Genomic DNA, 21250 nt, shown 5'->3' with positions numbered 1-21250 from the left:
CGTCGCCGGGTCAGGAGGCGGCGGGGAGGCGTACGCGGATCTTGGACTGGCCGTGCGGCAGCTTCTCCCAGTCCGCCATGAACTCCGCCCGCAGGCCGTGCTTCTCGGCCAGCGCCACCAGCGTCTCGGTGCGGTAGTAGAAGTCCTCGCGCAGCACGTGGTGTTCCTGGGTCTCCGTGCGGTCGAAGGTGAAGTCGAACCAGCCGTCGGGGCTCAGCACCCGGCCGACGTGCGCGAGGCATTCGTCGATGACGTGCGGCGGGGAGTGGGAGAAGACGCTGTGGGCGTGGACGACGCGGAAGTGCGCGGCCGGCAGGAAGGCGAACGTCAGGTCGCGTACGGGCGTCAGGCGCGGCAGCTTGTCCTGCAACTCGTGGCGCACGAGGGTGTCCTGGGCGGCGAAGAGGATGTCCGGGGAGATGTCGAGGCCGTAGTAGCGGTCCCGCTCCAGGTAGTCGATGAAGCGCCAGCCGGCCCGCAGGTTGCCGCAGCCGATCTCCAGCATGCGGTCGCCGGGCCGCAGCCCGTGCTCCACGAGGTAGTCGAACTGCATCTTGCCCAGCGCCAGCCAGCGGTCGTGGGTCTTGCTGCCCACGGCCGCCTCGGGGTTCACGGCCGAGTCGGAGCGCATCACCGCGCGGTAGTACGCGACGTGGTTGTCGCGGTGGCGCAGCCGCAGCCAGGCGTCGCGGCCGGCGCGGGCGAGGTAGCGGGGGACGCGGTCGGGGTGGCGGGCGGCGTAGCGGACGCGGTGGGTGAGGCTTGTCCGGTTTGCGGTCAGATTCTTGTGCGGCAATGTGCACCCCTGGTGAATGCCAGTTGAACGGGCACGGATGATGGCCGCAGAGTCTAGGGGCCGGCGACGCATGCGCAAGGCAGGACAGGGCCGTTCGGGTGACGCATCCGCACCCTCCTGCGCGGGCGTACCTCCGACGCCCGCGCAGGGAGTGACCGGGGCCGCCGCTGCCGTGATACTGGGCAAGCCAGAGACGATCGTGACCGGGCGTGAACGCCACCGGAGGTACCCCATGCGAATGCTCATCAACGTGCCGGAGACCGTGGTGCCGGACGCCCTGCGCGGCATCGCCGCCGCCCACCCCGACCTGACCGTGGACGTCGAGAACCGGGTGGTGGTGCGGCGGGACGCGCCCGTCACCGACAAGGTCGGCCTGGTCTCCGGCGGCGGCTCCGGGCACGAGCCGCTGCACGCCGGCTTCGTCGGCCGCGGGATGCTGGACGCCGCGTGCGCCGGCGAGATCTTCACCTCGCCCGTGCCGGACCAGATGACGCGCGCCGCGGCGGCCGTGGACGCCGGCCGGGGCGTGCTGTTCATCGTGAAGAACTACACCGGCGACGTGCTGAACTTCGACATGGCCGCCGACCTCGCCCAGGACGAGGGCATCCAGGTCGCCAAGGTGCTCGTGGACGACGACGTCGCCGTGACCGACAGCCTGTACACCGCGGGCCGCCGCGGCGTCGGCGCGACGCTGTTCGTCGAGAAGATCGCCGGAGCCGCCGCCGACGAGGGCGCGCCGCTGGAGCGGGTGGAGGCGCTGGCCCGCAAGGTCGTGGAGTCCTCGCGCAGCTTCGGCGTCGCGCTGAGCGCCTGCACGACGCCGTCCAAGGGCAGCCCCACGTTCGACCTGCCGGAGGGCGAACTGGAGCTGGGCATCGGCATCCACGGCGAACCGGGCCGCGAGCGGCGGCCGATGATGACGGCGCGCGAGATCGCCGACGTGTCGGTCGACGCCGTGCTGGAGGACCTGCGGCCCTCGGGCCCGGTGCTGGCGCTGGTCAACGGCATGGGCGCCACCCCGCTCATCGAGCTGTACGGCTACAACGCCGAAGTGCAGCGGGCACTGACGGAGCGGGGCGTGTCGGTGGCCCGTACGCTCGTCGGGAACTACGTGACGTCGCTGGACATGGCGGGCTGCTCGGTCACGCTGTGCCAGGCGGACGAGGAGCTGCTGCGGCTGTGGGACGCGCCGGTGCGCACGCCGGCGCTGCGCTGGGGGCTGTGAGGGCGGGCCTTCTCGCGGCGGCCGCGGGCGGCGTCCGTGGAACAGGGTCGCCGGACTTCGCGGAAGTCCGGAGAAGCAGGTACGAGAAGGGATGGGGCACGTGCTCGACGCGGAATTCTTCCGCCGCTGGATGCTCACCACCGCGGCGGCCGTCGACCGGGAGGCCGACCGCCTCACCGAGCTCGACTCGGCGATCGGCGACGCCGACCACGGCGCCAACCTGAAGCGCGGCTTCACCGCCGTACGCGCGGCCCTGGAGGAGGAGTCGCCGCAGACCCCGGGCGCGGTGCTGGTGCTCGCCGGGCGGCAGTTGATCTCGAAGGTGGGCGGTGCCTCGGGCCCGCTGTACGGCACGCTGCTGCGCGGCACCGGCAAGGCCCTCGGCGACGACGCCGAGGTCACGGACGCGGCGCTGCGCGAGGCGCTGGACGAGGGGGTGGGCGCGGTCGCCAAGCTCGGCGGCGCCGCGCCCGGCGACAAGACGATGCTCGACGCGCTGGTGCCGGCCGTGGCGGCGCTCGGCGACGGCTACGCCGCGGCGCACGCGGCCGCGGAACAGGGCGCGGAGGACACCGTTCCGCTGCGCGCGCGCAAGGGCCGCGCCTCGTACCTCGGCGAGCGCAGCATCGGGCACCGGGACCCGGGCGCGACGTCGTCGGCGCTGCTGGTCGGCGCCCTGGCCGAGACGGCGGAGGCGGGGTCCGGTGGCTGAGGGCCCGCTGGTCGGCCTCGTGCTGGTCTCGCACAGCGCCGCGGTGGCCGAGTCCGTGGCGCGGCTGACGGTGGCGCTGGCGGGCGTGGACACGGTGACCGTCGAGCACGCGGGCGGCACGGCGGACGGCGGCTTCGGCACGGACGCGGCCCGCATCACGGCGGCGGCGCGGGCGGCGGACCGCGGCGCGGGCGTGGGGCTGCTGGTGGATCTGGGCAGCGCGGTGCTCACGGTGAAGTCGCTGGTGGAGGACGGAGAGCTGCCGGCTGGGGCGCGGCTGCTGGACGCGCCGTTCGTGGAGGGCGCGGTGGCGGCGGTGGTCACGGCGTCGACGGGGGCGGACATGACGGCGGTGGAGGCGGCGGCGCAGGAGGCGTACGGGTACCGCAAGGTGTGAGGCCCGCGGGCGGGGCGCCGGAGGCGGCCGGCCACTCGGGAGGTGACCGGGGCCGGGTGTGCCCGGGGTGATCCGGTGGCCGTGGTCCGGATGAGAGCGCTCGGAGCGGGGAACACAGTCGGAGGTACGGGCGGCGCCCGGGTGCGCCGCGGAGGTCGGCGGTGCGTGGAGGCGCCGCCGGACGAAGATGGGGGCGGGAAGTGAAGATAGCCGTGTTCGGTGCCGGCAGCATCGGCTGCCATCTGGGCGGCATGCTGGCGGAGGTGGCCGACGTGACCTTAGTCGGCCGGCCGGCGGCGATGGACGCTCTGCGCTCCCGCGGGCTCCTGCTGACCGGCGGCGGCCGGGCGGAGCGCCGCGTCGCACCGGCCGAGGTACGCCTGGCGACCCGGGCGGAGGCCGCCGCGGGGGCGGACTACGTGCTGGTCACCGTGAAGTCCGCGGCCACCGAGCAGGCCGCCCGCGAACTGGCCGGCCACCTGGCCCCCGGCGCGACGGTCGTCAGCTTCCAGAACGGGCTGCGCAACCCGGGGCTGCTGCGCGAGGGGCTGCCCGGCCGGACGGTGCTGGCGGGCATGGTCCCGTACAACGTGGTGCAGGCGGCGCCGGGCGTCTTCCACCAGGGCACGGCGGGCGTGCTGATGGTCGACGGGGGCGAGCGCTCGGCACCGCTGGTGGTGGCGATGGCGCAGGCGGGGCTCGACGTGGAGCAGCGCGACGACATGGCCGACGTGCAGCACGCGAAGCTGCTGATGAACCTCAACAACGCGATCAACGCGCTGTCCGGGCTGCCGCTGAAGGACCAGCTCGGCCAGCGCTCGTACCGCGCCTGTCTGGCGCTGTGCCAGCGCGAGGCGCTGGGGGCGTTCCGCGCGGCGAACCTGGCCCCCGCCCGCCTCGGCCCGGTGCCGCCCGGCCTCATGCCGCTGGTGCTGCGCCTGCCCGACTGGCTCTTCCGCCGCCTGGCGGCGGCGACCCTGCGCGTGGACGACCAGGCCCGCTCGTCGATGTGGGACGACCTGAAGCGGGGCCGCCCCACGGAGATCGACACGCTGCAGGGCGAGGTGGCGGTGCTGGCGGGGCGCCACGGGATGCGCACACCGGCGAACTCCCGGCTGATGGAGCTGGTCCTGCAGGCGGAGTCCCGGCGCTCGGGCGAGATGCGCCGGTGGAGCGGCGCGGACCTGCTGGCGGAGCTGACGGCGGCGACGAAGAGCGGCTGAGAGGGGCACGGCGCGGCCCGGAGGCCCGGGGCGACGGCGGGCGCGGTCCGGCGGACGCGGCGCGCGGAAGCGCTTTCGGTGGTACGTCCCGTACGCGCCCCGGCACTCCGCGCCGGCCCGCCGCCGCTAGACGCCGGGCGTAGCCGCCGCTTCCGCGAACCACGTCGGTCCGTCCGCAAGGGCCAGCCGGATCCGGTGGCGGGCGAAGTCCTCCAGGCCCTCGGGCAGGGCGTCCGGGTCGAACCAGCCGACCTCCAGTCCCTCGTCGTCGTTGACCCGGGCCTCGCCGCCCGTCGCGCGGCAGCGCAGTGTGATGTCCATGAATTGGCACTTGTCCCCGTTCGGGTACTGGATCGGGTCCAGCCCCTCCACCAGCACGACGCGCTCCGCCGTGCACACGACCCCCGCCTCCTCGTACACCTCGCGCACGGCGGTCTGCGCGGGCTGCTCGCCGGGCTCCGGGATGCCGCCGATGATCGACCACCGCCCGGTGTCGGCGCGCCGGTGGAGCAGCACCCGGCCGTCGTCGACGACGACGGCGCTGACGCCGGGGAGGAAGAGCAGTTGCTGGCCGGCGGTCGCGCGCAGTTCGCGGATGAAGTCGGGTGTCGCCATGGCCGCAAGCGTAAACGGACCCGGCAGGCTGCCGGGAAACGCGGCGTGACCGTGGGGCTACGCCTCGGCGGTGCGGGCTACGCCCCCGCGGCGCCGCCGGTCAGGGGGTGGCGCAGGCGGTCGCGGATGGCGCGTACGGCCTCTTCGGCGTTGTCGACGGTGATCGTGAAGTCGTGGTCGTTCGCCAGCCGCAGCACCAGGCCCTCGCCGCGGCGCACGACCACGGCGGTGCCCTTGCCGGGGCGCCAGCGGTAGCCCCAGCCGCCCCAGTGCCGGGGCGTGACCCGGGGCTCGAAGTCGGCGGCGAGCACCTCGGTGAGGGGGATGCGGCGGCGCGGCAGCCCGAAGTGGCCGCAGCGGATCTCCAGGGCGTGGTCGTCGACGCGGACCGCCACGTGGACGAAGGCCAGGGACCCGGCCAGGACGAGCAGGCCGGCGGCGATGCAGCCGACGACGGACATGACCAGCGGGGCGAGCCCGCCGGTCCAGGGCGCCGCGACGGCCAGCTCGATGCCGAGGGCCATGCAGGCAGCGCCGACCAGGGCGAGCAGCCACTGCACACGGCTCGTGGCCCGCCCGGTCCACACGCGGGGGCGGTCGTCCTTCATGTCACCGAGAGTACGCCAGCCGGGCGGCGGCGGCAGTCCTCCGGCGGCTATCCGGGTACGGCCCCGGAGCGGGCCGGGGCACCGGCCAGCAGGCGTCCCTCCGCGTACCCGAGGGCGGCGGGCGGCAGGGCGCCCGGACGGCCGGAGAGGAGCACGGTGAGGCCGCCGGAGGGCGCCGCGGCGGGGTCGGGAGCGGCGCCGATGCGGCGCAGGACCTGCCCGGCGACGGCATCGGCGGAGCCGTACAGCGCCGGGGGCGGCGCGGCGGGCTGCCGGACGGCGGCGCGGATGCGCTCGCCGACCAGCTCGTAGTGGGTGCAGCCGAGGACGACGGCGGTGACGTCGCGGGGGGTGCGCCCGGCCGCCGCGGCGACGGCGGCGTCGACGGCGGCCTCGTCGCCGTGCTCGACGGCGTCGGCGAGGCCGGGGCAGGGCACCTCGGTGGCGGCGACACCGCCGGCGAAGTCGCGGATCAGCCGGCGCTGGTAGTCGCTGCCGGTGGTGGCGGGCGTCGCCCAGACGGCCAGCGGGCCGCCGCCGGCGGCGGCCGGCTTCACGGCGGGCACGGTCCCGACGACGGGCAGCGCGGGCTCCAGCTCCGCGCGCAGCGCGGGCAGCGCGTGCACGGATGCGGTGTTGCAGGCGACGACGAGCGCGTCCGGCTCGTACGCCGCGGCGGCCCGCGCGCAGCCGAGCACCCGCTCCCCCAGGTCCCCGGGCTCCCGCGGCCCCCAGGGCATCCCGTCGGGGTCGCTGGACAGCACCAGCTCGGCATCGGGCCGCAACCGCCGCACCGCGGCGGCGGCGGGCAGCAGCCCCAGCCCGGAATCCACAAGCGCGATCTTCACGGGGGTCACCCTAGTCGACGGGCGGCCTCCGGCCCGGCGCGCGGGGACGGGCCGCACCGGGCCCGGCTCCGACCCGCCCCGCGGTGCTCGCCCCGCGGGGGGTGTCGCGGGAGACTCGGGGCGTGACTCTCCTCTCGTGGATCGCCCTGCTCTCCCTTCTCTCCTGGGCCTGGCTGCTCCTCGGGCAGGGGCTGTTCTGGCGGACCGACGTGCGGTTGCCGCTGCGGCCGCCGCCCTCCCGGTGGCCCAGCGTGGCCGTGGTCGTGCCGGCGCGGGACGAGGCCGCCGTGCTGCCCGACAGCCTGCCGTCCCTGCTGGCACAGGCGTATCCCGGTCAGGCGCGCGTGTTCCTCGTCGACGACGGCAGCACCGACGGCACCGCCGGGACCGCCCGCGCGCTCGCCGCAGAAGCCGGAGAACCCGGGGAAGCCGGGAAAGCCGGGAAAGCCGGGAAAGCCGGGAAAGCCGGAAGAGCAGCCCTGCCCCTCACCGTCTCCTCCCCCGGCGAGCCCCCGCCCGGGTGGACCGGCAAGCTCTGGGCGCTGCGCCACGGGATCGAGCAGGCGTACGCGGCGGACGCCGAGTATCTGCTGCTCACCGACGCCGACATCGCCCACCGGCCGGAGAGCCTGCGCGAGTTGGTCGCCGCGGCCGAGGCCGGCGGGTACGACCTGGTGTCGCAGATGGCCCGGCTGCGTACCGCCACCGGCTGGGAGCGGCTGGTCGTACCCGCGTTCGTGTACTTCTTCGCCCAGCTCTACCCGTTCCGCTGGGTCAACCGCGCCGGCGGCAGGACCGCCGCCGCGGCCGGCGGGTGCGTCCTGCTCAGGGCGGACGCCGCGCGCAGGGCGCGGATCCCCGAGGCGGTGCGCGGGGCGCTCATCGACGACGTGTCGGTGGCCCGGGAGGTCAAGCGCACCGGCGGGCGGATCTGGCTGGGGCTCGCCGAGCGGGTCGACAGCGTGCGGCCGTACCCGCGGCTGGCCGAGCTGTGGGCGATGGTCGCGCGCAGCGCGTACGCCCAACTGCGGCACAGCCCGCTGCTGCTGGCCGCCGCCGTCGGCGGGCTCGCGCTCGTCTACCTCGTGCCGCCGCTGGCGCTGACCGCCGGGCTCCTCGGCGGCGCGCCCGGTGTCGCCGTCGCCGGGACGCTCGCGTGGGCGGTGATGGCGGGGACGTACCTGCCCGTGCTGCGGTACTACGGACAGCCGCCGTGGGCCGCCGCGTTGCTGCCGTTCACGGCCGGGCTGTATCTGCTCATGACGGTGGACTCGGCCGTCCGCCACCACCGCGGCAAGGGCGCCGCATGGAAGGGCCGGACGTACGCGTGACCTACGCGCGGGTAGGTCAACTTCCCCCGTCCACCTGGTCTTTACAGAATCTCAACACGGCGAGAAGCCCGAATCACCCCGGTACACGCGCATTGATAAGGGTCGGTCACTTCGAACCCGCAAAACAACCCTCTTATCGGTCTCCCCAACGACCACATCGTGGGCTTAACTTATGCGGTATGACCTCCCCCCGCCCGTACGGCGGCGGCTACTATGCCGCGCCGGCTTTCCCTGACACCCCGATCTACGACAGTCTGGTCGAAGAGCGGGGTACCCCCCAGATCGCCCCGATCCGGGTCCCCTCGTACGACACCGGCCACCACCTGCCGGCCCTGCCCGCGCCCCGCGCCGCCCTGCCGCCCGCCCCGGTACCGGCGCCGGCCCCCGCGCCGCACCACACCCACCCGGGGCACGTCGCGCACACCCCGCAGCCCCCGGTCTACGGCCACCAGCCCGCCCCCCAGCCGGCGCCGCCGCAGCCGTTCATCCCGCAGCAGGCGCAGCAGCCCCGCTGGGACCAGGGGTACGAGCAGCAGCGCCCCCAGCCGCAACAGCCGCGCCCGCAGCAGCAGGCGGCGCCCCCGCCCGGGTACGAGGCGATGCGGCCCGTCGCCCCGCGGCCGGCGCCGCCGCAGCAGGCGCAGCCCGCCCGGCCGGCGTCCCACCAGACGTACGCGGACCAGTACGCCCGCCCGTACTACCAGGACGGACAGCGCTACTGAGCACCGGCCGGCCCTGAACGGTGGCCGGCCGACCTCGCCGCGCGCGCTACGGTGGTGCCTCAGCCAAGCCGACGCACGAGGTGGGGGCAGAGCAGGACATGGCACAGGGCTCCGTCCAGGTCACGCACACCGGCGCCGCGCGCGCCGGGCGATGGCGCCGGCGCACCGGGGAGTACGGGTCGCTCGCCGCGGCCCTGGAGGCCGCCGGCGACGGCGACGTGTTGTCGCTGGCCCCGGGCACGTACCGGGAGAACGTCGTGCTGGAGCGGGCGGTGACGCTGCGCGGCCCGGGCGGCGCGGTCGGCTCCGTCCGCATCGCGCCGGCCGACGGCGTGGCGCTGACCGTCCGGGCGTCCGCGGTGGTCGAGGGGCTGCACGTGGAGGGGGAGGACGCGGCGGTCCCCGCGGTGCTCGTCGAGGCGGGCCGGCCGGAGCTGACCGGCCTGCGGGTGGTCACCCGCTCCGCCGCGGGCATCGAGGTCCGCGGCGACGCGCGGCCCACGGTCCGCCGCTGCGCCGTCGACAATCCGGCGGGTACGGGGGTCACGTTCGCCGACGGGTCCGGCGGCGTGCTGGAGGGCTGCGAGGTGCTGGCCGCCGGGCGCAGCGGGGTCGCGGTACGCGGCGGGTCGAGCGCGCACCTGTCGCAGTGCCGCATCCACCACGCGGGCGGCGCCGGGCTGCTGCTCACCGGCGAGGGCAGCACGGTCGAGGCGGTGGGCTGCGAGGTCTACGAGATCAAGGGCGCCGGCGTGCAGTTGACGTCCCGCGCCTCCGGGGAACTGACGGACTGCACGGTGCACCGCACCTCGGGCGACGGCGTCTCGCTCGACACCGAGGCCGTCGTCAAGCTCACCGACTGCGAGGTACACGACGTCCCCGAGAACGCCGTGGACCTGCGCTCACGCGCGCAGGCGCGACTGGTGCGGGTCACCGTGCGCCGGTTCGGCCGCAACGGCCTGTCGGTGTGGGACGCGGGCACGCGCGCCGAGGCGGCGCAGTGCGAGATCCACGACGGCACCGGCGACTACCCCGCGGTGTGGGTGAGCGACGGCGCCGCCGCGACGTTCACGTCCTGCCGGGTGCACGACGTGCCGGACGCGCTCGTCGTCCTCGACCGCGGCTCGGCGGTCGAGGCCAGCGACACCGACCTCGCCCAGGTGCGCGGCACGGCGGTGTCGGTGAGCGACGGCGCCACGGTCGCGCTGGAGCAGTGCCGGATCCGGGACGCGGCGACCGGCGCGTGGTTCCGCGACCACGGCAGCGGCGGCACGGTCCGGGACACCACCGTCGACTCCGTCGCCTCGGGGATCATCGTCACGAAGGGCGCCGACCCCGCGGTCGAGGGCTGCTCGATCACCTCGCCCACCGAGGCCGGGGTGTTCGTCTCGGCCGCCGGCCGCGGCTCGTTCACCGACTGCCGGGTCACCGGCAGCCTGGGGTACGGCTTCCACGTCATCGACGGCTGCCGTTCGGCCCTGACCCGCTGCCGTACGGAGCGGTGCGCGCGCGGCGGCTACGAGTTCGCGGACGCCGGCCCGACCGCCCCCGAGGGCTCCGGCGGCGGACCCGTCGTGGTGGACTGCACGAGCGACGAGAGCGCGGAGACGGCGAGCGCCCGCCCCACCGTGCCCGCCGCCCGCACCGAGCCGGAACCGGACGGTCTGCTCGGCGCGTTCGCGCCGCAGCAGGCGGGCGCGGCGGGTGCCGGGCGGCCGGTCGCCGAGGCGCGGGCCGCGGCCCGGCCCGCCCGGGAGGTGCTGGCGGAGCTGGACGCGCTGGTCGGTCTGGAGAACGTCAAGCGCGAGGTGCGGGCGCTGACGGACATGATCGAGGTCGGCCGGCGGCGCCGGCAGGCGGGCCTCAAGGCCGCCTCGGTCCGCCGCCACCTGGTCTTCACCGGCTCCCCCGGCACCGGCAAGACGACGGTGGCGCGGATGTACGGCGAGATCCTCTCCTCGCTCGGCGTGCTGGAGCGCGGGCACCTGGTCGAGGTCTCCCGGGTGGACCTCGTCGGGGAGCACATCGGCTCGACGGCCATCCGCACCCAGCAGGCGTTCGAACGGGCCCACGGCGGCGTGCTGTTCATCGACGAGGCGTACGCGCTGGCGCCCGAGGACTCCGGCCGCGACTTCGGCCGCGAGGCCATCGACACCCTCGTGAAGCTGATGGAGGACCACCGCGAGTCGGTCGTGGTGATCGCCGCCGGGTACACCACGGAGATGGAGCGGTTCCTCGCCGTCAACCCCGGGGTGGCGTCGCGCTTCTCGCGCACCATCACCTTCGGCGACTACACCGCGGAGGAGCTGCTGCGGATAGTCTCCCAGCAGGCCGAGGAGCACGAGTACCGCCTCGGCGACGGCACGGGCGAGGCGCTGCTCAAGTACTTCACCGTGATCCCCAAGGGCGCCGGCTTCGGCAACGGCCGTACCGCGCGGCAGACGTTCGAGGCGATGGTGGAGCGGCACGCCGGCCGCGTGGCCCAGCTTCCGGACCCCACGACCGACGAGCTGACGCTCCTCTACGCGGACGACATCCCGGCGCTGCCCTGAGCCGCCGCCGCGCCGTCGGCGCTCTCGCTCGGCGTCTGCGTCTCCGTCTCCGTGTCCGGCTCGCCGGCGGGCCGCGGCACCTGGCGCGGCCACTCCTCCGCGGGCGCGCCGGGGGCGGCGGCGACGCGCGCGAGGAGTTCGGCGCGCTCGGCGGCGAAGGCCGGGTCCGCCTGGTAGTCGGAGTGCGCGTTGATCGCGGCGGGCAGCGGGTGTTCGGGCGTGCGCTCGAAGGCCAGCGGGTCCTTCAGCGGCTTGCGGTCGACGTCGCTGGGCCGCCCGTCCGGGTCCGCGGCCCGTACCGGTCCGCCGATGGGGTCGGTCAGCCGCCACAGGTTGCGCCAGGCGTGCGTCTGGTCGTCGAGTCCGGCCAGCGCCCGGTCGCCGAAGTACGCCGGGAACCACCGCCCGTAGAGCCGGCGCAGCGGTGAGCCGTACGTCAGCAGGGCGACCCGGGCGCGGATGTCCGGGTCGAGCTGCCAGACCGCGGCGGCGGCGAGCACGCTGCCCTGGGAGTGCCCGGAGATGACCAGGCACCCGCCGGTGCGGGTGGTCCAGGTGCTGGTCCGCCAGGCGAGGTCGGGCACGGCGCGCTCGGCGTAGCAGGGGGGCGCGAAGGGGTGGGCGGCGCGCGGCCAGAAGGTGCCGACGTCCCACAGGATCCCGATCGTACGGCGCGACTTGGGGTCCCGGTACGCCCGCCGGCCCATGGCCAGCAGCAGGATGACCCCCGCGCCCATCATCCAGGAGCCGAGCGCCTGCCCGGTCTGCGCCAGCCCGGGCAGCGGGTCCGGGGCGCCCTCGGCCGCCTTGCCGGGGACCTCGTCGTGGAGGCGGGCGCCGAGTACCGCGCCCGCGCCGAGGATCAGGGTGGCGAGCGCGGCGGCGCCGATCGCGGCCGGCGCGTCGTCGGTGAGCCGGGCGCGGGCGATGGCGCCGGCGATGCGGCCGGTGCGCGGGTCGTTGCCCTCGGTGTAGCGGTGCTCGGTGGGGTAGAGCCCGGCGACCTCGGTGCCGATCCGGCGGCGCAGCACCCACGTCCGCCAGGCGCCGGCCAGCGCCAGCAGCAGCACGAGCAGGGCGACCAGCGGGATGGCCGTGGCCTGCCAGGACAGCACCACCGGCGGGCCGGCGAGCGGGCCGCTCTCGCCGGGGGTGGCGCCGCGGTCCAGCCAGTCGGCGACGCGCTGGGCGACACCGCCGGAGAGGACCCCGGCCACGGCGCTGGCCAGCAGCGCGACGCACGCGCCCCCGAGGCCGCGCAGGGCGGGCCGCTCGCCGGTGGCGCGCCGCTGGAGGAGCAGGCCGGTGATCGCGAGCCCGGCGGCGAGGGCGCCCTGCGTCACGGCGAGGCCGGCGAAGACCGACGTACCGGGCAGCCGGCCGGTGGAGACCCAGTCGGGCCGGGACCAGGCGGTGTGCACGAGCACCGCGGCCAGCAGCGCGAGCGCGCCGAGCGGCAGGGCCCGTACGGCGCGGCGGTCCTCGCCCATGTCCGGCTCCGCCTCCGTACGCCCCGAGCGGCACACCAGGACGACGACGGCGACCCAGCCGGCGGCGGTCAGGGCACCGAGCACCCACCCGGCGGCCCGGAGCCCGCCGCCGGTGTCGTCGTCGGCCGCGGCGGTGACGGTGACGAGCGCGGAGGCGACGGCGAGCAGCCCGGTGGCGGTGTGTGCGGCGCGCAGCCGGGCGACCAGCCGGCGCCCGTACCAGAAGCCGGGCAGGGACAGCGCGGGCTGCTCGCCGGCGGCGCCGGGCGCACCGGCGCGCGGGGACGGCTTGGCCGACTCGTAGATGCTCCAGGTGCGCCGCGACAGCCACCACAGCAGGCCCGTCAGCAGTACGGGCACCAGCGCGGCCAGGGCGAGCCGCCGTCCGGGCGCGCCGAACCAGCCGCCGGAGTCCGCGGACATGAAGCCCAGCCACGACTTGTCGGCGACGCAGTGCGCGCTGCCCGCGCACTGCCAGGCCAGCAGGTCGAGCGTCACCTCGCCGGCGGCCAGTACGAGCTGCACGGTGAGGGTGAGCGCGAAGATCCGCACCAGTACGTCGTACGCCCGGTGGGCGGGGTGCCGTGCCGGGGCCGCGGGGCGCATCCAGTGCACGAGGTTGGCGATCATGAACGGGAGCAGGATCAGCCACAGCGCGCGGGCGCCGTTGCCGGAGGTGAGGTTCGACCAGCAGTACGCCTCCTGCACCGGCTCCGTACGGGATGCCGTACGGGACGCATCTTCTCCGCGCTCCTCCCCCGCGGGCTCGTCTGCCCGCACGTCGTCCGAACGGCGGTGGATGCCGGCCGTGCCGTCGCCGGTGACCAGCTCCGTGCGCGGGTCCCCCAGCATCTCCTGCGGCGTGGCCCCGCCCACGCCGTGGACCAGCAGCTCCAGCGCCGGCTGCGGCGCCGTGCGGGCCGTGGCCGCCGGTCCGTCCGTGCCCGCCGGTCCGTCCGTCCTGTCCAGCGGTGTGCGCCCCTTGGCGCTCAGCGCCTCCGGCTGCATGCCTCTCGCCCCCCGGTGCTGCCCTCGGTCACGTGCCTCCACCAGCATCCCGGGATCGGCCGTCCGGTGCAGCGTCCCGCGCGGGAGGCGACGCAGAATCGTGACGCGGCGTTCCCCCGCCGGCCGAACACCCCCGGCCACGGGTCGGACACGCATGGGAGGATGACCCACAAGCGACCCCGGGACGAAGGGCGGACGGCGTGAGCGACAACCAGAACCTGCTCGCGGAGCAGCGCCGCGCCCTCATCCTGGACGAGGTCCGGCGCCGCGGTGGGGTCCGGGTGAACGAGCTGACGCGCCGGCTGAACGTCTCGGACATGACCATCAGGCGCGACCTCGACGCGCTCGCGCGCCAGGGGGTCGTCGAGAAGGTGCACGGCGGCGCGGTGCCGCTGGCCGAGGCGAGCACGCACGAGCCGGGCTTCGAGGCCAAGTCCTCCCGGGAGACGGGCGCGAAGGAGGAGATCGCCCACGCGGCGGCGCAGATGGTGGCGCCGGGCGCGGCCATCGCGCTCTCGGGCGGGACGACGACGTTCGCGCTGGCGCGGCATCTGGTGGAGGTGCCGGACCTGACCGTGGTGACCAACTCGGTGCGCGTCGCCGAGGTGTTCTACGCGGCCCAGCAGCCGGGGACGCGCGGCGCGACGGTGGTGCTGACGGGCGGGGTCCGCACGCCGTCGGACTCACTGGTCGGCCCGGTGACGGACCAGGCGATCCGCACGCTCCACTTCGACGTGCTGTTCATCGGGGTGCACGGCATATCGGTGCAGGCGGGTCTGTCGACGCCGAACCTGGCGGAGGCGGAGACCAACCGGCACCTGGTGCGGGCGGCGCGGCGGGTCGTGGTGGTGGCGGACCACACCAAGTGGGGCACGGTGGGCCTGAGTTCGTTCGCGTCGCTGGACGCGGTGGACGCACTGGTCACGGATCCGGCGGTGCGGGCGGAGGCGCGCGAGGAGATGGCGGAGCACCTGCCGGAGGTCGTGGTCGCGGGCGAGCCGGCGGAGCCGGCGGAGGGCTGAGCGGCCGGTCTCGGGGCGGGTCCCCCGCCGGATCCCCGGCCCCATCCCCCGCCCGGGTCCTCAGCAGGTCCAGCGGCCGGTGGCCAGGAAGGCGTCGAGGTGCGCGGCGTACGGGCCGATGTCGAGGCCCTGCCCGGCGAGCCAGTCGTCGGAGTAGTACTTGTCGAGGTAGCGGTCGCCCGGATCGCAGAGCAGGGTGACGACGCTGCCGGCGCGGCCCTCGGCCACCATCTCCCCGACGATCTTCAGCGCGCTCCACAGCCCGGTGCCGGTCGAACCGCCCGCGCGGCGGCCGATGGCCCGCTCCAGGGCGCGTACCGCCGCGACGGTGGCCGCGTCGGGGACCTTCATCATCCGGTCGATGGCCGCGGGCAGGAAGCTGGGCTCCATGCGGGGGCGGCCGATGCCCTCGATGCGTGAGCCGCGGTCGACCCCGACGTCCGGGTCGCCGCTCTCCCAGCCGGCGAAGAAGCAGGAGTTCTCGGGGTCGGCGACGCAGACGCGGGTGTCGTACTGGAGGTAGCGCACGTAGCGGGCGATGGTGGCCGACGTGCCGCCGGTGCCCGCGGTGGCGACGATCCAGGCGGGCTCGGGGAAGCGCTCCAGGCGGAGCTGGGTGTAGATCGACTCGGCGATGTTGTTGTTGCCGCGCCAGTCCGTCGCCCGCTCGGCGTAGGTGAACTGGTCCATGTAGTGGCCGCCGGTCTCCTCGGCCAGCCGGGCGGACACCTCGTACACCGTCCGCGGGTCGTCCACCAGGTGGCAGGTGCCGCCGTGGAACTCGATGAGCCGGGTCTTCTCCCGGCTGGTGGTGCGCGGCATGACGGCGATGAAGGGCACGCCGATGAGATCGGCGAAGTACGCCTCGGAGACCGCCGTGGAGCCGGAGGATGCCTCGATGACGGGCTTGCCGCGGCGGATCCAGCCGTTGCAGAGCCCGTAGAGGAAGAGCGAGCGGGCCAGGCGGTGCTTGAGGCTGCCGGTGGGGTGGGTGGACTCGTCCTTCAGGTACAGGTCGATGTCCCAGCGTTCGGGCAGCGGGAAGCGGAGCAGGTGCGTGTCGGCGGTGCGGTTGGCCTCGGCCTGCACCTTGCGGACGGCCTCCTTCAGCCAGGCGCGCGCGCCGGGGTCGCTGCGGTCCACGTCGAGGGTGGGGAGGGCGCCGCCGGGCACGGCGGCCGGGGGTGGTGCGCTGGCGGTCACGACCCGATCCTATGCGGGGCCTCTGGCCACCCCGGCCGGTCGTGGGCACACTGGCAGGAGTGCTGGTGCCGCCCGCGGGTGGTGCCGCCCATGCGCGCTCATCGCTCCAGGGGGAGCGCTGTGGGGGAGCCGAGGAGGGTCGGCGTGGCGGAGACGGAGTACACGGCTCGCGGGGTACGGATAGGGCGCTGGTTGCGCTCGCTGACCCGGGCGGGACAGGTGCATATCAAGGACGGCCGGCTGGAGCTGCTCACCAGCTACGGCACCCAGATCGACAGCGCCCCGGTGCGGGAGGTGCGCGCGGGCCGGCCGTGGTTCGGCCGCGGCGACCGGGCGCTGGCGTCGGTCAACGGCAGGCAGTACGTCCTGACGCTGACCGGCGAACGGGACCCGGGCGGGGAGTCGGGCGCGCAGGCGGCGGGCCGCTTCCTCGAAGCGGTACGCGCCGCGCGCGGCCGCGATCACGGAGCCGCGGACTTCGGCTGAGCCCCCGGCTTCGCCCGCGAACACGGCGCGGTGACCGGCCGGCTCCCCGTGAGGAGCCGGACGGCCACCCGCGGCGGTGCGGGCCGCAGGTCATTCCGTCGCGACCGCGCCCAGGACGTCCAGCCGCGCCGCCCGCCGGGACGGGCGCCAGGCCGCGAGTGCGCCCGCCGCGAGGCCGACCAGCGCGACGATCGCCAACTGCAGCGGCGGCACCGTGAACACCCCGTCGCCGGAGGAGTCCGTGGCCCTCGTCATGGCCCAGCCGAGGAACGCGCCGAGCGTCAGCCCGCCCGCCGTGCCGAAGGCAGCGACGAGCACCGACTCCCAGCGGACCATGGCGCGAAGCTGCGCCCGGGTCTGGCCGACCGCGCGCAGCAGGCCCAGTTCGCGGGTGCGCTCGTGCACGGCCAGCGTCAGGGTGTTGGCGATGCCCAGCAGGGCGATGAGGACGGCGAGCGCCAGCAGCGCGTAGACCAGCGTCAGCATCATGTCGACGCCCGCCGCCGAGGACTCGGCGAACTCGTCCCGCGTCTGCACCTCCGGGTTGCCGTACCGCTCCGCGACGGATTCCACGGCCGCCTTGCCGTCCGCCTCGGTCACGCCGTCCCGGAACGCGACCGCGACCAGCGAGTCGGAGTCCTGCGTCCGGTGCGGCTGCCACGCCTCGCGGGTGACGACGTAGTCCCCGGCCAGGTCCGCCTGGTCGTAGACGGCCCGAACGGTGAAAGGCTGCTTCTCGCCGTCGGTGAAGGTGAAGCGCGCGGTGCTGCCGACCTTCCAGCCATGGTCGTCCGCCTCGCTCTTCGACACCGCGACGCCGTTCGTGCCCAGGTCCGTCAGGCTGCCCTCGACCGCGCCGAGGTCCAGCACGCCGCCCATCCGCTCCGGGTCCGTGACGGTCAGCGCCCGCCCCCCACCGTCCACCCGCGCCACCCCGGTGCCGAGGCCGAGCGCGTGCTCGACCTCCGGCAGCTTCCCGACCGCGGGGGCTACCTTGGGGCTGAGCGCGCCGCTCTCCGGGCCGAAGGCCGGCACCCGCACCGCCACGTCGCCGGCGAAGGCGCGCGAGACGGTCTGGTCCATCGTGGCCTTCAGCGAGGCGCCGAAGACCGTGAACAGGGACACCACGGCGACGCCGATCATCAGCGCGGTCGCGGTGGCCGCGGTGCGCTTGGGGCTGCGCAGCGCGTTGCGGCGGGCCAGGCGGCCGTTCATGCGGCGCAGCGGGGCGCCGAGGATCCGTACCGCGTACGAGGACGCCACCGGGCCCAGCACCACGAACGCGGCGAGCGTCACCACCGCGCCGGCGACCGTCAGCGTCACCGACGGTTCTGCGGAGTCTCCGCGGGGCACGGCCCCGTACACCGTCAGCGCGGCGCCCGCGGCGATGAACACGCCGCCGACCAGGGCGCGTACCCGCGAGGACCCCGAGTCGTCCACGGTCGTCTCGCGCAGCGCCGCCAGCGGCGACGTGCGGCCGGCGCGGACGGCGGGCGCCAGCGCGGAGGCCAGGCACACCACCACGCCGGTGGCGAACGGCACTGCGAGCGACAGCCCGCTGATCACCAGCGCGCCGTCGGGGAACGGGAAGCCGACCGCCGGGAACAGCGCCTGCAGTCCGGCCGCGATCCCCACGCCGCCGGCGAGGCCCACCAGCGAGGCGAGCACGGCGACGACCAGGGCCTCGGCCATGGTCTGGGCCACGACCTGGCGCCGGGTGGCGCCGAGCGCACGCAGCAGGGCGTTGTCGCGGGTGCGCTGGGCGACGACGATCGCGAAGGTGTTGTAGATGCTGAACGTCGCGACCAGCATGGCCACGCCCGCGAAGCCGAGCAGGCCGGCGGTGAAGCCGCTGAGGAACTGGCCGGCGATCTGGTCCTGGTTCTCCTCGGTGACCTCCTGCCCGGTGACGGCCTCGATGCCGTCGGGCAGCGCGGGAGACAGGGACTCGACCAGCTCGGCCTGGCTCTGCCCCGGCCCCGCGCGCACCTGGATGCTGGTGGCCCGGCCGGGCTCGGCGGTCAGGTACTTCTCCGCGTCGGCCCGGGTCAGCGCCGTGAAGCTGGTCTGGCCCATGGCGTCCTCGCCGCCGAAGGTGGAGATGCCGACGATCGTCACCTTCAGCGGGTCGGGGGTGCGCACGGTGGTGGTGTCGCCGATCCCCAGACCGGCGTCCTTCGCGGCGCCGCGGTTGATCACCGCCTCACCGGAGCGCTCGGGCGTGCGGCCCTCGTCGATCTGGTACGAGTTGAGGTCCTCGTCGGCGATCCAGTTGCCGGCCAGGGTCGGAGGGCCCCCGCCGCCCACCGGCTCGCCGTCCTTGTCGAGGAGTTGCCCGGGTCCCTCGATCCGGGGCTCGGCGGCGGCGACGCCCGGCATCCGCGCGATCTCGTCCGCCAGCCCGGTGGGGACGGTCCTGCGGGTGCCGAACGACTCGCCGGGCGTGGTGATCATGTCGTCGCCGCGCACCACCGCGTCCGTACCGCCGGTGGCGCGGCCGAACATGGCGTCGAAGCCGGACCTGAGGGTGTCCCCCATGACGAGGGTGCCCCCGAGGAACGCGACGCCGAGGAGCACGGCGAAGAACGTGCCGGCGAACCGGCGCTTGTGCGTGCGCAGTCCGGCCATGCTCAGCCGCAGCGACGCGCGGGTACCGCTCATGACGGACTCTTCCTCTCCGCGGTGGTGTCCAGGGAACGGGCGGTGCGGGGGCCCTCGCCCACGAAGCGCTGCATGCGGTCCAGCACGCGGTCCGCGGTGGGCGAGGCCATGCGGTCGACCAGGCGGCCGTCGGCGAGGAAGACCACCTCGTCGGCGTAGGCCGCCGCGACCGGGTCGTGGGTGACCATGACGACGGTGCGCCCCAGCTCGCGTACGGTGCCGGCGAGGAGGCCCAGGACCTCGGCGCCGGAGCGCGAGTCGAGGTTGCCGGTGGGCTCGTCGGCGAAGACCACGTCGGGGCGGCCGGCGAAGGCGCGGGCCACGGCGACGCGCTGCTGCTGCCCGCCGGACAGCTCGGCCGGCCGGTGGTGCAGCCGGTCCCGCAGGCCGACCACGTCGATCAGGGAGTCGATCCACGCGGGGTCGCCTCGGCGCCCCGCGAGGTCCATCGGCAGGGTGATGTTCTCCGCGACGGTCAGCGTGGGCAGCAGGTTGAACGCCTGGAAGACGAAGCCGATCCGGTCGCGGCGCAGTATCGTCAGCCGCTTGTCGTCGAGCGCGCCCAGCTCGGTGTCGCCGATGAAGGCGGCGCCTGCGGTGAGCGTGTCGAGGCCGGCGGCGCAGTGCATCAGCGTGGACTTCCCGGACCCCGAGGGGCCCATGATGGCCGTGAACCGCCCGGCGGGGAAGGCGACGCCGACGCCGTCGAGCGCCCGGACCTCGGTGTCGCCGGTGCCGTAGACCTTGACCGCGTCGACGACGCGGGCGGCGGCGCCGGTGAGGACGGGGGCGGTGGCGGGTGTCATGCCGCACCGCCCTTGCCCTCGGCGTGGCGGCCGAACTCCTCGTTCAGGACGGACAGCCGGCGCCAGTACTCGTCCTCGTCGATCTCGCCGGCCGCGAAGCGGCGGCCGAGGACGGCGATCGGCGACTGCTCGCCGTAGCCCGGACCGCCGGGGCCGCCGCGGAACCGCTGCCAGGGGGCGCCGCGGCCGCGCCGGACGACGCGGCCGACGCCGAAGAACAGGCCGCCGATGACGAGCGCCCACATGAGCGGGAAGAGCAGGATCCAGGGACCGGGTCCGCCGTCGTTCCAGTGCGCCAGGGTGTTCATCGGTCTCAACTCCTCGATGGTTTCCGTGTTGCCAACACCATCGAGACTCCCGCCCGGAGGGGGTCCGGGTCGTCGTACGGCCAGCGGCACCCGGCCTGCTCCCGGTGGAGTATCCGGGCGGCCTCCGGCTGCTTCCCGCCCGCCTTTCGCGGGCCTCCCGCGCCCTCCCGCGCCGGCCCGCGCCGGTCAGTACGCCGGCTTTCGTCACCGTGCGTGACGTATTCACACGGGGCGCATCCGTTGCACGTGCACATGCACCCTCCACACGCTGCCGTGCGCCCCCCTGGTGGGGCTTCCATGGATGGTGGACGCGGGGGCACGGACGGGACGAAGGAGAGCAGACCGTGGCCACCGAACCCGACACGAGTGCGGTCGTGTCCGAGCTCGCCGAGATCCGGCGCTCGCTCGACGTGGGCCTGGCCCGCATCGACGGGCGGCTCGCACTGCTGTCACAGCGCAGTCAGCAGATGGAACGCGATATCGACGAGTTGACGGCACGCGTCACCTCGCTGGAGCACTCGCGCTGGCCACTGCCGTCGATCGCCGCGCTGACCGGCGCTGCGGCAATGGTGCTGGCGTTATGGCAGGCCGTGGGCCGCTGAGCGGCGCGCGCGGCCCTCGATCGCCGGCAGCCGGTCCCGCCGTGGCGGGGCCGGCGGCCGGGCGTGGGCCGGTCAGGGGCCGAGGCGGAGATGATGGAGCATCAGCAGCGCCGCGGCCATGTTCGCCGCGGGCACCTCCCCGCGGCCCACCATGTCGGGCACCCCCTTCAGGGGCACCCACTCGCGTCTGTCGGACTCGAAGTCGTCCTCGGGATCGCCGATCTGCACCGCCTCCGTGGCGTAGTAGATGAGGTGGCGCGCGTCCGTCAGGCCGTTGGACGGCTCGACGGTCATCAGGTGCGTGAGCGGGCCGGGCCGCCAGCCGGTCTCCTCCTCCATCTCGCGGGCGGCGGCGGCCTCGGGGTCCTCCCCGTCCTCCACCACCCCGGCGGCCAGCTCCCATCCGTAGACGTCGGTGATGAAACGGTGCCGCCACAGCAGCAGCACCTCGTTCGCCTCGTTGACCGCGGTCGCCACGGCGACGGGTCGCAGGCGGATCAGATAGTGATCAAGGTGGCGCCCGTCCGGGAGTTCCACGTCGGCCAGGTTGACGCGGAACCATCGGTTTTCGTACACGGTGTGCTCCCTGAGATTCCTCCATCGCACGTAATCCCCCTTGTCGCCGTCCAGTGGCG

Annotated in this window: 20 protein-coding genes; 10 read left to right on the top strand and 10 right to left on the bottom strand. The window is 75.2% G+C overall.

Annotated elements, in window-relative coordinates:
- Positions 1 to 10 precede the first annotated feature (10 nt).
- Entirely contained in the window at positions 11 to 796 is a 786-nt protein-coding gene (locus O7599_RS35535) for a class I SAM-dependent methyltransferase (RefSeq protein ID WP_281619722.1), read from the bottom strand.
- 232 nt (positions 797 to 1028) lie between these two features.
- Between O7599_RS35535 and dhaK the strand changes: the two genes are divergently transcribed.
- The 4 genes from dhaK (at position 1029) to O7599_RS35515 (ending at position 4353) form a co-directional block, all read left to right on the top strand.
- Complete coding sequence (dhaK, locus tag O7599_RS35530; RefSeq protein WP_281619721.1) at positions 1029 to 2021, top strand: dihydroxyacetone kinase subunit DhaK; 993 nt, start codon at positions 1029 to 1031, stop codon at positions 2019 to 2021.
- 100 nt (positions 2022 to 2121) lie between these two features.
- Complete coding sequence (gene dhaL, locus O7599_RS35525; protein ID WP_281619720.1) at positions 2122 to 2733, top strand: dihydroxyacetone kinase subunit DhaL; 612 nt, start codon at positions 2122 to 2124, stop codon at positions 2731 to 2733.
- Positions 2726 to 3130, top strand: coding sequence for a PTS fructose transporter subunit IIA (locus tag O7599_RS35520; protein ID WP_281619719.1), 405 nt, complete (start codon positions 2726 to 2728; stop codon positions 3128 to 3130). Before dhaL ends, O7599_RS35520 begins: the two co-directional genes overlap by 8 nt.
- A 200-nt stretch (positions 3131 to 3330) precedes the next feature.
- Positions 3331 to 4353 (top strand): 2-dehydropantoate 2-reductase, encoded by a 1023-nt coding sequence (locus O7599_RS35515; protein ID WP_281619718.1) that lies wholly within the window; start codon positions 3331 to 3333, stop codon positions 4351 to 4353.
- A gap of 126 nt (positions 4354 to 4479) precedes the next feature.
- On the opposite strand, the gene O7599_RS35510 is transcribed toward O7599_RS35515, so the two are convergent.
- The 3 genes from O7599_RS35510 to O7599_RS35500 form a co-directional block, all read right to left on the bottom strand.
- Positions 4480 to 4968, bottom strand: a complete 489-nt coding sequence (locus tag O7599_RS35510; RefSeq protein ID WP_281619717.1) for an NUDIX domain-containing protein — start codon at positions 4966 to 4968, stop codon at positions 4480 to 4482.
- A gap of 77 nt (positions 4969 to 5045) precedes the next feature.
- A complete protein-coding gene (locus O7599_RS35505) occupies positions 5046 to 5576 on the bottom strand; it encodes a hypothetical protein (RefSeq protein WP_281619716.1) in 531 nt (176 codons plus the stop codon).
- 47 nt (positions 5577 to 5623) lie between these two features.
- A complete protein-coding gene (locus O7599_RS35500) occupies positions 5624 to 6424 on the bottom strand; it encodes an aspartate/glutamate racemase family protein (protein WP_281619715.1) in 801 nt (266 codons plus the stop codon).
- 122 nt (positions 6425 to 6546) lie between these two features.
- Between O7599_RS35500 and O7599_RS35495 the strand changes: the two genes are divergently transcribed.
- The 3 genes from O7599_RS35495 to O7599_RS35485 all read left to right on the top strand — a co-directional run bounded on the left by O7599_RS35495 (position 6547) and on the right by O7599_RS35485 (position 11029).
- A complete protein-coding gene (locus O7599_RS35495) occupies positions 6547 to 7755 on the top strand; it encodes a glycosyltransferase (protein WP_281619714.1) in 1209 nt (402 codons plus the stop codon).
- Between the two features lie 179 nt (positions 7756 to 7934).
- Positions 7935 to 8477 (top strand): DUF6643 family protein, encoded by a 543-nt coding sequence (locus tag O7599_RS35490; RefSeq protein ID WP_281619713.1) that lies wholly within the window; start codon positions 7935 to 7937, stop codon positions 8475 to 8477.
- A gap of 98 nt (positions 8478 to 8575) precedes the next feature.
- Positions 8576 to 11029, top strand: a complete 2454-nt coding sequence (locus O7599_RS35485) for a right-handed parallel beta-helix repeat-containing protein (protein ID WP_281619712.1) — start codon at positions 8576 to 8578, stop codon at positions 11027 to 11029.
- Here the strand turns inward: O7599_RS35485 and O7599_RS35480 are convergent.
- Positions 10999 to 13527: a hypothetical protein gene (locus O7599_RS35480; protein WP_281619711.1), complete on the bottom strand. Its 2529-nt coding sequence runs from the start codon at positions 13525 to 13527 to the stop codon at positions 10999 to 11001. The genes O7599_RS35485 and O7599_RS35480 overlap by 31 nt on opposite strands.
- Before the next feature lie 200 nt (positions 13528 to 13727).
- On the opposite strand from O7599_RS35480, the gene O7599_RS35475 reads away from it, so the two are divergent.
- Positions 13728 to 14549 carry a DeoR/GlpR family DNA-binding transcription regulator gene (locus O7599_RS35475; protein WP_281619710.1) on the top strand — a complete coding sequence of 274 codons (822 nt, stop codon included), beginning with the start codon at positions 13728 to 13730 and terminating at the stop codon, positions 14547 to 14549.
- 60 nt (positions 14550 to 14609) lie between these two features.
- Here the strand turns inward: O7599_RS35475 and O7599_RS35470 are convergent, their stop codons facing one another.
- Positions 14610 to 15752, bottom strand: a complete 1143-nt coding sequence (locus O7599_RS35470) for a PLP-dependent cysteine synthase family protein (protein ID WP_281619709.1) — start codon at positions 15750 to 15752, stop codon at positions 14610 to 14612.
- A gap of 144 nt (positions 15753 to 15896) precedes the next feature.
- Between O7599_RS35470 and O7599_RS35465 the strand changes: the two genes are divergently transcribed.
- Complete coding sequence (locus tag O7599_RS35465; RefSeq protein ID WP_281619708.1) at positions 15897 to 16238, top strand: hypothetical protein; 342 nt, start codon at positions 15897 to 15899, stop codon at positions 16236 to 16238.
- A gap of 90 nt (positions 16239 to 16328) precedes the next feature.
- Here the strand turns inward: O7599_RS35465 and O7599_RS35460 are convergent, their stop codons facing one another.
- Genes O7599_RS35460 through O7599_RS35450 form a run of 3 tightly spaced genes read right to left on the bottom strand, consistent with a single transcriptional unit; the run spans position 16329 to position 20013 of the window.
- Positions 16329 to 18899, bottom strand: coding sequence for an FtsX-like permease family protein (locus tag O7599_RS35460; RefSeq protein WP_281619707.1), 2571 nt, complete (start codon positions 18897 to 18899; stop codon positions 16329 to 16331).
- Positions 18896 to 19705, bottom strand: a complete 810-nt coding sequence (locus O7599_RS35455; protein WP_281619706.1) for an ABC transporter ATP-binding protein — start codon at positions 19703 to 19705, stop codon at positions 18896 to 18898. The genes O7599_RS35460 and O7599_RS35455 overlap by 4 nt, the downstream gene beginning before the upstream one ends.
- Entirely contained in the window at positions 19702 to 20013 is a 312-nt protein-coding gene (locus tag O7599_RS35450; RefSeq protein ID WP_281619705.1) for an SHOCT domain-containing protein, read from the bottom strand. The genes O7599_RS35455 and O7599_RS35450 overlap by 4 nt, the downstream gene beginning before the upstream one ends.
- Before the next feature lie 344 nt (positions 20014 to 20357).
- Between O7599_RS35450 and O7599_RS35445 the strand changes: the two genes are divergently transcribed.
- Positions 20358 to 20615: a hypothetical protein gene (locus tag O7599_RS35445; protein WP_281619704.1), complete on the top strand. Its 258-nt coding sequence runs from the start codon at positions 20358 to 20360 to the stop codon at positions 20613 to 20615.
- Between the two features lie 72 nt (positions 20616 to 20687).
- On the opposite strand, the gene O7599_RS35440 is transcribed toward O7599_RS35445, so the two are convergent.
- Entirely contained in the window at positions 20688 to 21221 is a 534-nt protein-coding gene (locus tag O7599_RS35440; protein WP_281619703.1) for an NUDIX domain-containing protein, read from the bottom strand.
- Positions 21222 to 21250 lie beyond the last annotated feature (29 nt).

Origin of the sequence: Streptomyces sp. WMMC500, from assembly GCF_027497195.1 — a bacterium.
Taxonomy (GTDB): Bacteria; Actinomycetota; Actinomycetes; order Streptomycetales; family Streptomycetaceae; genus Streptomyces.
Note: the sequence above shows the minus strand (reverse complement) of the source record. Positions and strands in the feature narration are given on the sequence as shown.

Excerpts from the sequence above, each read along its gene's own strand:
- dhaK (WP_281619721.1), top strand. The coding sequence starts at position 1,029 with ATGCGAATGCTCATCAACGTGCCGGAGACCGTGGTGCCGGACGCCCTG.
- O7599_RS35510 (WP_281619717.1), bottom strand. The coding sequence starts at position 4,968 with ATGGCGACACCCGACTTCATCCGCGAACTGCGCGCGACCGCCGGCCAG.
- O7599_RS35505 (WP_281619716.1), bottom strand. The coding sequence starts at position 5,576 with ATGAAGGACGACCGCCCCCGCGTGTGGACCGGGCGGGCCACGAGCCGT.
- O7599_RS35490 (WP_281619713.1), top strand. The coding sequence starts at position 7,935 with ATGACCTCCCCCCGCCCGTACGGCGGCGGCTACTATGCCGCGCCGGCT.
- O7599_RS35485 (WP_281619712.1), top strand. The coding sequence starts at position 8,576 with ATGGCACAGGGCTCCGTCCAGGTCACGCACACCGGCGCCGCGCGCGCC.
- O7599_RS35480 (WP_281619711.1), bottom strand. The coding sequence starts at position 13,527 with ATGCAGCCGGAGGCGCTGAGCGCCAAGGGGCGCACACCGCTGGACAGG.
- O7599_RS35460 (WP_281619707.1), bottom strand. The coding sequence starts at position 18,899 with ATGAGCGGTACCCGCGCGTCGCTGCGGCTGAGCATGGCCGGACTGCGC.
- O7599_RS35455 (WP_281619706.1), bottom strand. The coding sequence starts at position 19,705 with ATGACACCCGCCACCGCCCCCGTCCTCACCGGCGCCGCCGCCCGCGTC.
- O7599_RS35450 (WP_281619705.1), bottom strand. The coding sequence starts at position 20,013 with ATGAACACCCTGGCGCACTGGAACGACGGCGGACCCGGTCCCTGGATC.